This is a genomic window from Nocardia sp. CY15, assembly GCF_009829295.1.
Classification (GTDB): domain Bacteria; phylum Actinomycetota; class Actinomycetes; order Mycobacteriales; family Mycobacteriaceae; genus Nocardia; species Nocardia sputi.
On record NZ_VUOT01000004.1, the window covers coordinates 86,424 to 103,062 of the forward strand.

The 16,639-nt window shown below is 68.9% G+C and carries 8 protein-coding genes; 4 read left to right on the plus strand and 4 right to left on the minus strand.

Annotated features, from left to right (window positions below):
* The first annotated feature begins 5 nt into the window (after positions 1 to 5).
* Positions 6 to 3,353 carry an arabinosyltransferase domain-containing protein gene (locus GVY39_RS08350; RefSeq protein WP_159922495.1) on the plus strand — a complete coding sequence of 1,116 codons (3,348 nt, stop codon included), beginning with the start codon at positions 6 to 8 and terminating at the stop codon, positions 3,351 to 3,353.
* Positions 3,354 to 3,447: 94 nt separating this feature from the next.
* Here GVY39_RS08350 and GVY39_RS08355 read toward each other — a convergent pair whose 3' ends face one another.
* Positions 3,448 to 4,371: an NADP-dependent oxidoreductase gene (locus tag GVY39_RS08355; protein ID WP_159922493.1), complete on the minus strand. Its 924-nt coding sequence runs from the start codon at positions 4,369 to 4,371 to the stop codon at positions 3,448 to 3,450.
* Between the two features lie 98 nt (positions 4,372 to 4,469).
* On the opposite strand from GVY39_RS08355, the gene GVY39_RS08360 reads away from it, so the two are divergent.
* Together GVY39_RS08360 and GVY39_RS08365 are read left to right on the plus strand one after the other, a co-directional pair.
* Entirely contained in the window at positions 4,470 to 4,871 is a 402-nt protein-coding gene (locus GVY39_RS08360; protein WP_159922491.1) for a helix-turn-helix domain-containing protein, read from the plus strand.
* Between the two features lie 34 nt (positions 4,872 to 4,905).
* Complete coding sequence (locus GVY39_RS08365; protein ID WP_159922489.1) at positions 4,906 to 5,115, plus strand: hypothetical protein; 210 nt, start codon at positions 4,906 to 4,908, stop codon at positions 5,113 to 5,115.
* A gap of 519 nt (positions 5,116 to 5,634) precedes the next feature.
* Here GVY39_RS08365 and GVY39_RS08370 read toward each other — a convergent pair.
* Entirely contained in the window at positions 5,635 to 9,000 is a 3,366-nt protein-coding gene (locus GVY39_RS08370; protein ID WP_159922487.1) for an arabinosyltransferase domain-containing protein, read from the minus strand.
* Positions 9,001 to 9,196: 196 nt separating this feature from the next.
* Between GVY39_RS08370 and GVY39_RS08375 the strand changes: the two genes are divergently transcribed.
* Positions 9,197 to 9,694, plus strand: a complete 498-nt coding sequence (locus GVY39_RS08375) for a peptidylprolyl isomerase (protein ID WP_159922485.1) — start codon at positions 9,197 to 9,199, stop codon at positions 9,692 to 9,694.
* 69 nt (positions 9,695 to 9,763) lie between these two features.
* Here GVY39_RS08375 and GVY39_RS08380 read toward each other — a convergent pair whose 3' ends face one another.
* On the minus strand, positions 9,764 to 11,308 hold the full coding sequence (locus tag GVY39_RS08380) for an acyl-CoA carboxylase subunit beta (RefSeq protein WP_159922483.1): 1,545 nt from the start codon (positions 11,306 to 11,308) through the stop codon (positions 9,764 to 9,766).
* Positions 11,305 to 16,614: a polyketide synthase Pks13 gene (pks13, locus tag GVY39_RS08385; RefSeq protein WP_159922481.1), complete on the minus strand. Its 5,310-nt coding sequence runs from the start codon at positions 16,612 to 16,614 to the stop codon at positions 11,305 to 11,307. Before pks13 ends, GVY39_RS08380 begins: the two co-directional genes overlap by 4 nt.
* Between the last annotated feature and the right edge of the window lie 25 nt (positions 16,615 to 16,639).

Below are 16,639 nucleotides of genomic sequence, written 5' to 3' on the forward strand. Positions count from 1 at the left end.
CCACCGTGCGACCGGACCGATCTTCTCGAGCGTTCACCCGTATCCGCTGGATCGCCCTCGTCTCCGGGCTTCTCGGATTCCTGCTGGCGTTGCTGGCTCCGCTGCTGCCGGTACGGCAGGATCGGGCGAGCCTCGACTGGCCCGAGCCCGGCGCGGCGAGCGTCGCGGCGCCGCTGGTGTCCTACGAGCCGCTGCGGTTTCGCGCGACGCTGCCCTGCTCGCTGACGGGCGAGATCGGAGCGGCGGGCACCCTGCTGTCCACCGCTCCGGTGGCCTCCGGTCAGGCGGCAACCAAGGGGCTGGTGGTCTCGGTCGCCGACGGAGCGCTGTCGGTTGTGCTGCGGGACGTCCCACTGCTGTCGGCGCCGCTGGCCGAGGTCGGCTCCTGCGCCACGCTAGACATCGAGTCGAACGCCGCCGCGACGACCGCCGAACTCACCGGCGTGACCCGGCAGGACGGCACGCCGTTCCGGTCCACGGTCACCCGGGACATCCGGCCGCAGATGGTGGGCGTGTTCACCGATCTGGACGCCGGGCGGCTCACCGGCGCGCAGGTGCACGCCGACATCGACTCCCGTTTCTCCTCGACGCCGTCGCCGCTGAAGCTGGCCGCGATGATCGCCGCCGCCGTATTCACGCTGGTCGCTCTCGTCGCACTGCATCTGCTGGACACAACCGACGGACGCAAACCGCGGCGGTTCCTGCCCGCGCACTGGTGGCGGGTCACTCCCGCGGACGGCGTCGTGCTGGGGATATTGGCGCTGTGGCACGTCATCGGGGCGAACACCTCCGATGACGGCTACATCCTGAACATGGCGCGCGCCTCCGAGCACGCGGGCTATATGGCGAATTACTACCGATGGTTCGCGGTGCCCGAGGCTCCGTTCGGCTGGTCCTACGAGGTGCTGGCCTGGATGGCGCGGATCTCCGACGCCAGCCTGTGGATGCGGCTGCCCACCTTGCTGGCCGGGGTGATCTGCTGGCTGGTGATCAGCCGGGAGGTGCTGCCGCGCCTCGGCGCCAGGGTGCGGCGCAACAAGGTCGCGCTGTGGACGGCGGGCCTGGTGTTCCTCGCCTTCTGGCTGCCCTACGACAACGGTCTGCGCCCCGAGCCGCTGATCGCCGCGGGCGCGCTGCTCACCTGGTGCTCGATCGAACGCGCCATCGCGACCGGACGGCTGCTGCCCGCCGCGGTGGCCGTGCTGATCGCCGCGTTCTCGCTCGCGGCGGGTCCCACCGGTCTGATCTGCATCGCGGCGCTGATCGCCGGCTCGCGACCGGTGCTGCTGATCATCATCAAACGTGCGCGCGGGGTCGTCCCGGTCCGGACCGGCCCCGACGCGGACGCGGCCGCCGCGGGCTCCGCCGAAGCCGCGGCCGCGGTGAACGCGCCCGCGGACGTGCGCAAGCCGTCCCGAGCTGCCACGATCTTCCGATTCGCCGCGCTGCTCGCACCGGGCCTTGCCGCGGGCACGCTGGTGCTCATCGTGATCTTCGCCGACCAGACGCTGGCTACGGTGCTCGAGGCCACCCGCGTTCGCACGATCGTCGGCCCGAACGTCGCGTGGTTCGACGAGCGCACCCGCTGGGACTCGCTGCTCATGCTTTCGCCCGACGGTTCGCTGGCGCGGCGGTTCGGCGTGCTGGTGATGTTGCTGTGCCTGCTGGTCTGCGTGCTGCAAGTACTGCGCAAAGGACGGATTCCCGGCACCTCTCGCGGCCCTTCGGTGCGCATTCTCGGCATCGTGTTCGCGTCGCTGTTCCTGATGATGTTCACCCCCACCAAGTGGACGCACCACTTCGGCGTGTACGCCGGACTGGCCGGATCGCTGGCCGCGCTCGCCGCGGTCGCGGTGGGCACCACCGGCATTCGCTCGCCGCGCAACCGCGCCCTGTTCGCCGCCGCCGTGCTGTTCCTGCTCGCGGTGACCTTCACCGGATCGAACGGGTGGTGGTACGTGTCCAGCTACGGTGTGCCGTGGTGGGACAAAGCGCCGCTGATCGCCGGTAAGGGGCTGTCCACGTTGTTCCTCGGCCTCAGCGGCGTCGCGTTGCTGGTGGCCATCTGGCAGCACTACCGCGAGCCGTACCGGCGCGAGAACGCCTCGGCGCCACGCCGATTCGATCGCTGGGCGTCGGCACCGCTGACCGTGGCCGCCGCACTGCTGGTGATATTCGAGATCGCCTCACTCACCAAAGCCGCGGCCACGCAGTACCCCGCGTACTCGATCACCAAGTCGAACGTGGAATCGATGCGCGGGGATTCGTGCGCCCTGGCGAACGAAGTGCTGGTGGAGACCGACACCGCCGATTCGCTGCTGCAACCGTTGACCGGATCGCCCGCGGACGGATTGGCGGCGCAGAACAAGGGATTCACACCGAACGGGGTCGCGCGTGACCTCACCGCCGACGCCGAGGAAACGGTCAGCGGCGGCGCGAACTCGGTGGAGGGGGATTCCGAGAACAAGACCACCAAGACCACCGGCGCGGGCACCGGAGGCGGCACCACCGAGCAGGTGGGCGTCAACGGCAGCTCCGTCGCTCTGCCGTTCGGCCTGGACCCGGCCGAGACCCCGGTGCTCGGCAGCTACCAGGACGGCGAACAGCAGCAGGCGAAGCTGACCACCCAGTGGTACCGGCTCGACCTGACCGACAGCATGCGCCACGACCCCGCCTACCAGGTGCTCGCGATCACCGCTGCGGGCCGGATCCGGTCGGTCGACGCCGACGGCGTGCTCACCTACGGGCAGGAACTGCACCTGGAGTACGGCGTCCGCGGCGCGGACGGCGAGGTGCGCACGCTCGGCTCGATCGACCCGCTGGACATCGGTCCCGCGCCGTCCTGGCGCAACCTGCGGGTGCCGCTGGATCAGCTGCCGGTGGAAGTGAACGCGGTGCGGCTGGTCGCGGTCGACAACGACATCACGCCCAAGCAGTGGCTGGCCGTCACCCCGCCCCGGCTGCCCAAGCTGGCGACGTTGAATTCCGTGGTGGGATCGCGGGATCCGGTACTGCTCGACTGGCACGTCGGTCTGGCTTTCCCGTGCCAGCGGCCGTTCGACCACAAGGACGGCGTGGGCGAGATCCCGCAGTGGCGAATCCTGCCCGACCGCGTCGGCTCCGACGCCTCCAACGCCTGGCAGGACGACATCGGCGGCGGCCCACTCGGCTGGACCGGCCTGCTTCTGAAATCCCAGACCGTCCCCACCTACCTCGACCGCGACTGGGCACGCGACTGGGGCTCCCTCGAAAGATTCACCCTCTACGATCCGGACGCCGAACCCGCCACCATCGACGTCACCGTCGAAACTCGCGACGGCCTCTCCAACGACGACCCCATCCGCATCCGCTGATCCGGCGGTGGGACGCTGATGCGCACCGAATCGCACAGCGTCCCACCGTCGATGACTCCACTGACTACGCGGCCGTGTGCCCGGTAACGGCTGATCAGGGTACTAGGACCAGGCGGCCGCGGAGGCCTCCGGCGGCCAGGCGTCGGTGGGCGTCGGCGACGGAGGTGAGGGGAAGGGTCTCGGCTATGCGGAGGGTGAGTTCGCCCGCATCCACTCGCGCGACCAAGTCGTCGAGTTGGGCACGGTCCGCCCGGACCAGGACCGTGCGCACATCGATGCCACGCAACGGGATCGGGGTGTTGGGAACGCTGATCGACACGAACCGCCCGCCGCCGCGCACTGCCGCGAGGGTCTGCGGGCCGAGTGCGGCGGCGTCCAGGGCGGCATCGACGCCGCCGGGGATCAGCGTGCGTACGGCATCGGGGAGGGACGCCTCGCGAGGAACGAAATCGGTGGCGCCCAGCGCACGGACCGTGTCCTCGTCGGCGGGCGAGGCCGAGGCGACCACCCGGACTCCGCGTGCCGCCGCCAGTTCGACGGCGAAACCGCCTACCGCTCCGGCCGCTCCGGTGACCAGCAGCGTGTCGGTGGACGCCGGATCCAGCGCGCGCACCGCCTGGATCGCGGTGAGACCGTTGAGTGGAATCGTGGCCGCCTGCACCGCGGACACCGAAAGCGGAGCGGGCGCGACGTTCCCGGCCTCCAGCACCACGTAGTCGGCTTGCGCGCCGAGAGAGACGTCGAGCCGGTCGCTGATGCCGATCACTGACTGACCCACGGTGAACTCCGTGACACCCGCTCCGATCGCGTCCACCGTGCCCGCGGCATCCCAGCCGATCCCCCACTGCTCGCGCGGCGCGGCGAACGGCGTGCCGCCCACACCCGCACGCACCATCAAATCCACGGGATTCACCGTCGCCGCCGCGACCGCGATGCGGATCGTGCCCGGACCCGGCTGCGGCGTAGGCACTTCCACGATCTCCACCACGTCCGTCCGGCGGACTACTACTGCACGCATGACGTTCCTTTCTCTCGTCCGCCGACCAACCTAAGAGCAGTTACTATCTGTCGGGTAGTAGTTACCTGGAAGTGCATTAGAGACAGCGAGGTGCTCCGATGGCGACGATGACTGCGGCGCAGCGCCGTGACATGGCCAAACAGCGATACGACGCGTACATCGCCGAGTGCCCCACCCGGCAGTTGCTGGACCGCATCAGTGACAAATGGGTGAGCCTGGTGCTCGCCGCGCTCGCCGACGGCCCGCTGCGCTACGCGGAGCTGAACCGGACCATCGCGGGCGTGAGCCCGAAGATGCTCACTCAGACGCTGCGCGTACTGGAGCGCGACGGCTTGGTGGAGCGGCGGATCACCGCGGAAGTCCCGGTTCGCGTCGACTACGAACTCACTGCGCTGGGCCACAGCCTCCAGCCCGTCATGAGCGCGGTGAAAGCGTGGGCGGAGGCGCGCATGGACGAGGTGATCGCCGCGCGGGCGCGTTACGACCGTTCCGGGCAGTAAACCGGTTGTCCGGTCTGAAAATATGCTCCCACCTGTGGCTATGCATCGCAGGACGAATCGGGTCGCCGACCTTAATCTGAATGCCATGACAACGGCATTCGATGATATGGATCTGCGCGATCTTGTCGGACTGCTCAGCGAAGAGGAACAACGGGAGCTGCGGCCTGCGGTGCTGCGCGTGCTCGGCCGCCTCCCTGCGCAAGAAGTGCTCCGGCGCGAGCTCGGTCTTCGACTGAAGGTCTGAGCGCCCGGTACAGCACCGGCGTAACACGGCAGGGCCGCCGCGCGGGATTCTCCTGCGCGGCGGCCCTGTGTCTGGGCTCGGGCGCCGCTCAGCCCGATAGCCGGCTCGCAGCTGACGCTATTCTCGCCAGTGCGCCGCAGCGCGGATGTCCTCGGCGCGTGCGGATGCTCGAGCGAGGCGGCCGTCTGTGGTGATCAACGGGATGTCCAGTTGCTCGGCGAACTCGACATAGAGAGCATCGCTCAGCCTGAACGCAGCCCGCCGGGTCCAGGCACCTTTGGTCAGGTTCAATAGCGGATGGCGAGTCAGTGGCGCGCGCGAGGCGGCTGAGTGCGGTTTCGACGTCGGTATCGGTCAAATCGCCCGCTCGGTTCAGTCTCCCCAGCGCGTACACACTGATGTGTGTATAAATCGCTCAGCGGGCGGGCGGCTCGGGCCGCGTGGTGACAACGACAGGGCCGTCGGATCGGCGGTTATACCGACGCGACGGCCCTGTGCTGTCCGGGATCCCCCGGTGGATCAGAACACTCGCAGGTTGCCCGGGGACCACAAGCCCGAGCGGGTCACCGTGCCGGTGTCCAGCTTCGCCGGGGCCGCGTTGCGGTCGTACTGGTCGTAGCGCTCCAGTGAGCCCCAGTCACGCGCCCAGTCGTCCTTCAGATAGGTGGGCATGGTTACGGACTTCGCCAGCATCTGCGCGAACCCGAGCGGGCCGCCGAATTCCTCGGCCTGCCAGGTGTTCGTCGAGCTGATGGCAAGCGGACGGTCCGGCAGGATGCGGTAACCGGGCACCTCGGCCACGCCGTTGCGGTGATCGAACGGCCGCTGGCACGGGAACTGCAAGCCCACCGCCCAGTCGAGCAGAATCGGCTGCTGCGACCCCAGCAAGCTGTTGAGCGACCGCAACTCCGGCATCCGCGGCGGCGTGAACGCCAGCCACTGATCCCCGATCAGGATCGGGTCGTTGGCGACGATCCGGACCGCGTCGGCGTCGGGCGCGATCTCGTCCACCGGCACCCGCAGGTTGCGCCAGGACGGGAACGGGCCGATGTCGCGCGGCAGGTAGGTACCGAGCTTTTGCACGCTGCCGTCGGGCAGCCGCTTGCCGTAGTCGACGGTCAGCGACTGGCCGTACTTCATCGCGCCGGTGTCGTCGAAGGAGAGGATGCGTCCCGCTGCCGAGATCACCACCAGCGGCTTGTCCGCCGAACGGGCGGGCAGCTGGTACCAGCTCGAAGTGACGTTCGCGGGCTGCTGCACGCCGTTCTGGTAGCTGCCGAGGATCGGCGTGGTCGCCGGGTCCAGGCCGAACGGCAGGGCGACGGTGGAGCCGTTGACGCCGAGCGCGCCCTGACCGCCGCCGGTGCCCGCGCTCTGCCCCTCCGCGAACGCCGCGCCGACCGACTGGGTGGAGGTGTTGCCGGTGCCCGGCTTGACCTCGACACTGTCGGCGGACAGATCGTTGGGCACGCCGTTGGGGTCGAATCCGACCGGATCGACGCCCGCGAGCGGGTCGGCCGGATTGGTCAGCGGCCGCGCGGGATCGATGATCGGCTCCAGCTTGCCGCCGTTGGGGTCCGGCTCCACGAGCACGTCGTTGGCCAGGCCGCAGGTGCTTCCGCCGAGCGCGTCGATGTTCGACCGGGCCAGCGAGTACGCCGGATACTGCGAGACCGCGCCTTTGACCAGCGAGAGCACCTCGAGCGCGACCATCAGCGCGGCGACCACGGTCAGCGGAATCGCGGCGAACCGGCGGATGCGCCTTCCGCGCGCCGTCTTCGCCGACGGTTGCGGCTTGGTGTAGTCCTCCCGCAGCGTGTACCAGCCGACCAGCGCGAGCGCCAAGCCGAACAGCATGAGCATGATGGTGTTCGACTGGTAACCGTGCAGCGAGATGCGCTTGTCGAACCACGGCACGCCGAAGCTGGAGACATACCAGTAGCCGTTGATGCCGGAGAACGCCACCGCCAGCACGAACAGCAACCCGGCCAGGAAAATCGCCCGGTTCTTACGGGCCCGCAGCGCGCTCGCCGAGACCGCGACCGCGGTGACCGCCGCCAGCGAGCCCGCGATGCCCGCGTAGGCGCCGAAGTGGTGGGTCCACTTGGTCGGGTTGAACATCATGAAGAAGATGGTTCCGAAGACCACGCCCATCAGCCGCCAGGTCGGCCCGCTCGCGATACCCGGCACCTGCCTGCGCCGCAGCAGCACCAGCATGGTGGTGAACAGGCACAGCAGCATCACCAGGAAGGCGAACCGGCGCGACAGCGAGCCGTCGACCGTCTCCACGAACAGGTAGTAGTAGCGCAGGTAGTCCTCGTACCAGGCCAGGTTCGGCCCGGTCACCTGACGCACTCGGTTGGCTTCCTGAATGCCCGCGAACGTCTGGTCGCTGTAGACCACGGTCAGCACGAGCACACCCGCGGCGGCGATCGGCGCGAGCAGCGGCAGCGTCGAACCCCACCGTCCCGCGCCCACCGCCGCGAACCGCCGATGCTTGCGCACCACGATGCGCACCATGGGACGGATACCGGCCAGCAACGCCGCCACACACATCAGGCCGGTGGGCGCGGCGGCCAGCGTGAACGCCGCGACCAGGATGGCCACCGCGGCGGGCAGCAGGCGACCGGTCGCGATGGCCCGCTCGATCGACACCCAGGTCAGCAGCGCGCCGAGCGCGACGATCGGCTCCGAGCGCAGGCCGTTGTCGAACGGCAGCCAGAACGCCAGGAACACCAGTCCGCCGGTCCACAGCGCCACCTTGCTGGTGCGCACGCCGCGGCCGAGGCGGGGCACGACCTCGCGGCTGATCACAAGCCAGCACAGGATCGCGCAGGCCAGCGCGGGCAACCGCACCCAGGGGCTGGCCGTCGAGATCTCCGCGAAGACCTCGATCACGTAGTAGTACCAGCCGAACGGCGCCTCCGGCACGCCGTACCAGCGGAAGTAGTTGGCCATGTAGCCCGCGTGCGGGGCCACCCGCACCATGCTGAGGATGTAGCCGTCGTCGGAGGTGTTCGCGCCCGCGAAGTGCCACAGCAGCAGCGTGCCGACCACCGCGCCGTCCGCCCAGGTCGGCTTCAGCCAGTTCGCGGGCAGGAACCGGCGGTGCCCGCGCCCGTCACTGCTGTCGAGACGGGCCAGCGCCGCCAGCGCGATCAAGGTGCACAGCACCGCCGCGATCATCGCGATCAGCTTGATCGCGGTCGGGCTCGAGGAGAACCGGGTGTCGACCGTCATGTCGAACGCCAGTCCGGCGGGCGCCGCGCCCTTCAGATCGGAGAACACGCCGACCACCTGGGGCCGCAGATCGCCGCTGAGCTGCCCCTCCACCGGTACGGTGACCAGCTCGCTCGCCCCGGGCGCCCCACCCTCGACCGGCCGCTCAACCTGCTTGGTGAGCCCGTTGAACACACCGTAGGTGCGTTCGCTGTCGGAGCTGATGCTCAGCGACGTGCACTCGCCCATGCGGCTCCGGTCGGCGGACACCACGACCGCGTTGCGGTCGATCACGTCCACCGATGTCTCCGAGACCCGCACGAACAGGGCCTCCAGCGCGGCCCGGTCGCCCTGCGGCGGCGCGGTGGCCAGCAGCATGCCGCCCCGCTCGGGCAGCTGGGCGATCGTTTCGCACGGGATCGTCGCCTTCAGGTCGATCGGGACCTGCGACATCAGCGGCGCCTGGACATTGCCGATCGTGCCACCCTGCGGCCAATTCAGCACCGCGGTGGTCTGCGTGACCGGTAAGAACGGCGTCGCCAATGCGAACAGAGCGCCGAGCAACCCGGCCAGGAGTGCGATGAGGCGGGCGGTCCGGAAATCGTTCGGGTTCACCACCGGGGCAGCGGGTGGTTTCGTCAGAACAGCGGTTGCGGCGTCGGGCACGGTTGGCAATGCTATCTGCCCGTCTGTTCGCGCGGGCGGCGCGTGGCCGGGAGAAATCCCGGGTCCTCAGTATGTTCGGAACAGACTGCCAGAATGTTGTGCCGACGGGCTGGAAAATGTCGCCCGGAACCCGCTATGGGCGGCCAACAGACCCCGTAGTGCTGACCGATGACGAGCACAATGGAAAGGTGGGCCTATGACCAAGGTTAATCTCACGACGAACTACGGACCGATCGTCCTCGAACTGGACGATCAGAAAGCGCCGAACACGGTGCGCAATTTCGTGGACTACGTGAACGCGGGCCACTACAACGGCACGATCTTCCACCGCGTCATCCCCGGCTTCATGATCCAGGGCGGCGGGTTCGAGCCCGGTCTGCGCCAGAAGGGCACCAACGCCCCGATCCAGAACGAAGCGAACAACGGCTTGAAGAACACCAAGTACACCGTCGCGATGGCGCGTACCAACGACCCGCACTCGGCCACCGCGCAGTTCTTCATCAACGTCTCCGACAACGATTTCCTCAACCACTCCGCACCCACCCCCGCGGGCTGGGGCTACACCGTCTTCGGTGCGGTGAGCGAAGGCACCGAGGTGGTCGACAAGATCGCGGGCGTCGCCACGTCCTCGGCGGGCATGCACCAAGACGTGCCGGTCGATGACGTCGTCATCGAATCCGCCACCGTCGGCTGATCTTTCGGCACATACGACGCGAATCGGGCCGCACCTCAGAGGGGTTGCGGCCCGATCGTGTTCCGGATGCTACAGCGGCAGCAGGTGGTGCTTGCGCGGGTTGCGGGCAAGCGACTTGTCCCGCAACAGCTGTAGCGCGCGACGCAGTTCGAGCCGGGTCGTCGACGGCTCGATGACCGCATCGATGTATCCGCGCTCGGCGGCCACCCACGGCGTCGCCACCGTGGCGTTGTAGAAATCGATCATCTGCTGGCGAATCGCCGCGCGCTGGTCCTCCGGCGCGGCGTCGATCTGCTTGGCCCCGATCAAGCTGACCGCGCTCTCGGCGCCCATGACCGCGATCCGCGCGGTGGGCCAGGCCAAATTGACGTCGGCGCCCAGCTGCTTGGAGCCCATCACGGCGTAACCGCCGCCGTAGGACTTGCGGATCACCACGGTGACCTTCGGCACCGTCGCTTCGACGTAGGAGAACAGGAAGCGGCCACCACGCTTGATGACGCCGATCTTCTCCTGTTCCACGCCGGGCAGGAAGCCGGGCGTGTCGACAACGAACACCAGCGGGATCTCGAACGCGTCGCACAGGCGCACGAAATGCGCTGCCTTGTCCGAGGCACGCGCGTCCAGCGCGCCCGCGTACACCATCGGCTGGTTGGCGACCACACCGACGCTGCGTCCGTCCACCCGGGCGAACCCGGTGATGACGTTGCGGCCCGCCGACGCTCCGACCTCGTGGAAGGCGCCGTCGTCGAAGATGCGCAACAGGATCTCGTGCATGTCGTACCCGGCGTTGTCGGAGTCCGGGACGATCGAGTTCAGTTCCAGGTCGCTGTCGGTGGTCTCCGGCTCCAAGCCGGGATTGACGATCGGCGCCAGTTCCTGGCAGCTGGTGGGCAGGTAACTCAGGTAATCGCGCACCCACTCGAACGCGGCCGTCTCGTCCTTGGCGACGTGGTGGATGTTGCCGTACTCCGCCTGGCTGCGCGCGCCGCCGAGTTCCTCGAGGCTCACGTCCTCGCCGGTGACCTCCCGGATCACCTTCGGCCCGGTGACGAACATGTACGCCTCTTCGGTCGCCACCACCACGTCGGTGTTGATGGGCGCGTAGACGGCGCCGCCCGCGCACTTGCCGAGGATCATCGAGATCTGCGGAACCAGACCGGACAACGGCTCCTGCCGCCGCCCCAGCTCGGCGTACCACGCCAGCGAGGTCACCGCCTCCTGCACGCGCGCGCCGCCGGAGTCGTTGATACCGACCACCGGGCACCCGACCTTGGCCGCGTACTCGAGGATCCCGGCCACCTTGCGCCCGAACATCTCGCCGACCGAACCGCCGTAGACGGTCTGGTCGTGCGAGAACACCGCCACCGGCCGGCCTTCCACCAGGCCGTGCCCGGTGACCACGCCGTCGCCGTAGAGCGCGGCGGGATCACCCGGTTTGCGCACCAGCGCACCGATTTCCACGAAGGTTCCCGGATCGAGCAGCATGTTGATCCGGTCGCGGGCGCTGGGGATACCCTTCTTCGCTCGCTTGGCGACCCCCGCTTCACCCGCCGGTTCCTGCGCTAGTTCCAGTCGCTTGCGCAGGTCGGCGAGTTTTTCGGCAGTAGTGCTCACTTGGCCCCTTTCGCCTCGATCGCGGCGAGCTTCGCGGTCAGGTCGGCTCCGATCTTCCCGATCCGCGGTTCATCGATGATCTGCAGGTGGTCGCCGGCGATGTGGACGACCTCCAAATTCGGGATGTACTCGTCCCAGCCGCCGTTCGGCACTCGGTCGGCGAAGCGCGGCTCGAGCTCGATCATCCCGTCGTGATAGCGATCGGCGAGGTAGAGCACGACGTTGCCGTCGTAGTGCGAGGGTTGCGTCCGAGCGAGATGGCGACTATCGATCCACGAGGTGCGCTGGTGTTCGAGCACGCCACCGGGGATCTTCGCGCCACTGATTTTGATCAGGTCGCTGATCATCTTGAACTGTTCTTCGTCGGAGGCCGCTGCCAGCGTTTCCAACTGATCACGGTCCAGCTCGCCGTCGACACCGTAGGTCTTCTTGGCGAACGCCTGGTAGCGCTCGATCCGGCGCACGCGCTCCTCGGGACTGTTGTCCTCGCCCTGAGTCGGGATGGCCAGATCGATCAGGCCGACCATGCGCACGTCCGCACCCTCGGCGCGCAGCAACTGGGCGGTCTGCATAGCCAGCACCGCACCCAGCGACCAGCCGTACAGCACGAACGGACCGTCACCCTGGATCTTGCGCAGCTCGGGCAGGTACTGGCGCGCCCGTTCCTCGATCGACCCGTCGACCCGTTCCAAGCCGTACATCGGCGTCTCGGCGGGCAGTCGCTTCATCAGCGGTTCGTACACCAGCGTGTTCCCACCCGACGGATGGAACACGAACACCGGCACGGCGTTCGAGCCCTCCGCGCGCGGTCGCAACGGACGGACGAAACCGTCCACATCCGCGCCGCTGTCCTGGAGTTCGCGGACGATGTCGGCGAGCTGCTCGATGGTCTCGCAGTCGAGCACGTCGTCGACGGTGACCTCGGCCTTGACCCGCTCGGTCAGGCGCGCGGCCAGTTTCTCCGCGGTGTCCTCGTCGAGGATCGGCAGCGTGTTGAAGATGCCTCCGGCCGACTTACCGGTGACAACCGCCCAGGTGGCGAAGGTCAGGCGCTCGGCGGCGTCGCGCGGCGGGACGTCGTCCTCGTCGGTGGGCTGCTGCGCGCCGCCGAACACCGCCGCCGGAGCCGCCTGGGCAACCGGTGAGGCGGAGGGAGCAGTGTCGGTTTCGGGAGCCCTGTTCGCATCCGGCGTAGTCGCTGCCGCGGGCGCCGAATCGGCCTCTGCGACCGCGCTTTCCGGTGTGGCATCGACCTCCCCGGCCGTACCGGCGTCCGGCGACGCGCCCGCCACCGCGGCGACCGGGTCGGCTCCGGTGGCCAGGGCGGCACGAGCTGTGGCGATGAAGTCGGCATCGACGGTCAACTCGCCGGCGCCGCCCGCCGCCTTGTCGGCGGCCTGCTGTTCGGCGATCGCCTGCACCTCGTCGCGGTGCTCGATCGCGTACCGCAGCACCTTGCCGACCTCGTGCAGGCTGGCGTCGCGCACGGCCTGCACCTGCAACTGCGGGATGTCGAACTCGTACTCGACGCGGTTCTTGATGCGCATCGCCATCAGCGAGTCCAGACCGAGTTCCATCAGCGGGATCTCCATCGGCAGATCCTCGACCGCGTAACCCATGGACTCCGCGACGATCAGCGCGAGCCGCTCCTCGACGGTCTGCGTGCCGTTCGGATCCCAGCGGTCACCGAAGGTCTCCACGACCTCGATGTCGGCATCGCCCTGCGTCTGCGCGGCAATCGCCGGAATCGGCTCGGCCGCAACAAGTTCCGGCAGCGGGGCGCCGGAGGTGACGACGGCGTCGAACACCGAGCGGAAGGCGTTGCCCTCCTTGGCGTGGACCTGCACCGAGGCGCCGCCGGGATGCGGGGTCAGCGTGGTGGTGAGGGTGCCCGCGGCCGGGATCGGCGCGTGCGGGATCGCCGCGCCCAGCGAGACGTCGCCGAGCACCTGCGCCGCGGCGGCTGTCACCAACGCGGCGAGATCGGTCACGGCGGACGCCTGCACCTCCCACACGTGCCTGCCGTCCGGCAGCGCGACGTGCGCGCCGGGAACCCGGCCGTTGCCACCCGTGGACAACCGGACCTTCGGCCAGTACTCCTTGCGCACGAACGTGGTTCGCGGCACGTCGGCGTAATCGCCCGTGCCGAGCAGCGAGAACAGGTCCACCTTGTGCCCGTGCACGTACAGCTGGGCGAGCGCGGCGATGACGCCCGCGGACTCGTCCTCCTTGCGCTTGAGCGTCGGGATCAGCTGCGCGTCGTGCACGCCCGCCGCGAAAGTGGTGCCCAGCACCTGCATGAGGGCGACGGAATTGGGCGCCAGCTCCAGGAACGTGGTGTGGCCCGCGTCCACCGCGAGCTTCACCGCGTTGGTGAAGTACACGCTGTGGCGCATGTTCTTGACCCAGTAGTCCTCGTCGTGGATCGGGTCGCTGCCGGTGCGGAAGTACTGCTCCTTGTGCACCGTCGAGTACAGACCGGCCTTCAGCTTGGTCGGCTCGATGCCGGCCAGTTCCGCGGCCAGCTCGCCGAGCAGCGGATCCATCTGCGAGGTGTGGCCCGCGCCGCGGGTTTGCAGAACCCTTGCGAACTTGCCCGCCGCCTCCACCTGCGCGACGATCGCCGCGACCTGCTCCTGCGGGCCGCCGATCACCGTGTTGGTCGGCGCCGCGTACACCGCGACCTCGACGTCCGGGTAGTCCGGCAGCAGGTTCGCGACATCGTCGGCGCTGTACTCGATGAGCGCCATGTTGCGCACGTCGTCGTCGCTGATCATCTGCTCGCCCTCGCCCATCAGGCGGGAACGGGCGCAGATCACGCGCACGGCGTCCTCGAGTGCGAGACCACCGGCGATGTACGCGCCCGCGACCTCGCCCATGGAGTGGCCCACCACCGCTTCGGGCTCCGCGCCGTGCGCGCGCAGCAGAGCCGCCAAGCCGACCTGGATGGTGAAGATGCCGACCTGCGAGGTGCCGACGTTGTAGTCCTGGCTGTCGTCCAGGAACAGCTCGCGCACCGAGTATCCGGCCTCGTCCTGCACCAGCTCGTCGACCTCGTCGACGGCCTCGGCGAAGATCGAGTTCTCCAGGTAGAGCTGCTTGCCCATCTTGCGGTGCTGCGCGCCGAAACCGGCGAGCACCCACATGGGTCCCATGGCCGCGGGCGCGTCGGCGGTGAAGACGCCCGGACCCGGCTTGCCCGCCGCGATGGCGCGCAGTCCCGCGATCGCCTCCTCGTGCGTCTTGGCGAGTACCACGCCACGCGAACGCCAGTGACTGCGCTTGGCCAGCGACCGCGCCACGTCGGCGAGCGGGGTTCGCGCGCCCGCCTCGGACTCCAGCCAGTCGGCCAGCTCGGCGGCCGCGCGGCGGCGACGTGACGGCAGGTAACCCGACACGGGCAGAATCTGCGGCAGCGGCTCGGTGCGCTCGGAGGTCCATTCGGCGACGGGCGCGGAGGCTTCGACGGCCGCCTCGGCCACCGCGTCGATGGCGTCGGATTCCGCTTCCCGGTCTTCCAGCGCTTCCTCGTCCAGCTGTGCCTCGAGCTCGGAGAACGGCGCCTGGGTCTCGGACGCGGCAGGCACGTACTCCTGCACGACGATGTGCGCGTTGGTGCCGCCGAAGCCGAAGCCGGAGATACCGATAGTGGCCTTGCCGCTGTAGCGCGGGAACTCGGTGGGTTCGTCGACGATCTTCAGGTGCGCCTGGTCCCATGGAATGTAGGGGTTCGGGCCGGCGAAGCCGATGTTCGGCGGGATGACGTTGTGCTGCAACGACATCACCACCTTCGCCAGGCTCGCCGCACCGGCGCCCGACTCCAGGTGACCGAAGTTGGTCTTGGCCGAACCGAGCAGCGCGGGCTTGTCGGCGTCACGCCCCCGGCCCACCACCCGGCCCAGCGCGTCCGCTTCGATCGGGTCACCGATCAGCGTGCCGGTGCCGTGCGCCTCGATGTAGTCGACCGAGGACGGTGCGATGCCCGCGTCCCGGTAGGCGCGGCGCAGGACCTCGGCCTGCGCGTCCGGGTTCGGGGCGAGCAGGCCGTTGGACCGGCCGTCGTTGTTGACCGCGGATCCCTTGATCACGGCGTAGATCGTGTCGCCGTCGCGCTCGGCGTCGGCCAGGCGCTTCAACACCACCAGCCCGCCGCCCTCGGAACGGACCATGCCGTCCGCGTCGCTGGAGAACGCTTTGATGTGGCCGTCCTTGGCTACGCCGCCGTTGGCGTCGAAACCGAGCGTGGCCATGGGCGCGAGCAGCATGTTCACGCCACCGGCCAGCGCCAGGTCGGCCTCGCCGTTGCGCAGCGCCCGCACCGCCTCGTGCACGGCGACCAGCGTCGACGAGCACGCGGTGTCGACGGCCACCGACGGGCCGCGGAAGTCGAAGAAGTAGGAGACCCGGTTCGGGATGATGGAGCTGACGCTGCCCATGATCGCGTACGCCTCGGCCGACGCAGGCACGTTCGGATCGCGCTCGCTACCCAGCCCGAGCGCCGCGAGCAGCATGAAGTCGTTGCCCGAGGAGCCGATGAACACGCCGACCGGCTCGCCCTTGAGATCGCTGGCCGGAATCCGGGCGTGTTCCAGGGCCTCCCAGGTCAGCTCCATCATCAGGCGCTGCTGCGGATCGACCCGCTCGACCTCGACCGGCGACATGGCGAAGAACTCGGCATCGAAGCCTTTGACGACCTCCTGATCGAGGTAGCCGCCCTTGGTGTTGGCCTTCTCGATCGCTTCCGCCAGCTGCGGCTCGGCCATGAACTCCGACCAGCGTCCCTCCGGCCGCTCCCGGATGCCGTCACCGCGGCCGATGAGGAAATCCCACGTCGACTCGGGGGTGTCTCCCGCGCCGGGCAGTCGGGTCGACAGACCCACGATCGCGATGTCGTGCGCCTCGCCGGGACGGTAGCCCGCGGTGTAGAAGGCGTCGTCCTTGGATTCCTCCGGCACGTCCGGCTCACCGTTGATGATCCGCTCGGCCAGCGCGGCGATGGTCGGATGCTGGTACACGATCGTCGCGTTCAGCATCACGCCGGTCAGTTCCTCGATGTCGCCACCGAGGGCGATGGCATCGCGCGAGGCGAGCCCGAACTCCTCCATCGGCCGGTCGACGGTGATCTGCTCGATCGGTTGCCCGGTCGCCTCGGAGACCCAGCGCCGCAGCCACTCACGCAGCTCCGCCACCGACATGTCGGTCGGCGCGCCGCCCGTGGCGGACGCGGCCGGGGCCGCCGCGTCGGCGACGGTCTCCGCGGACGGGGTGTCGGTCGTCTGGGGGGGCGTGCCCTCGTTGTCAGCCATCAATTCCTCAAGCTACCTGTCTGCG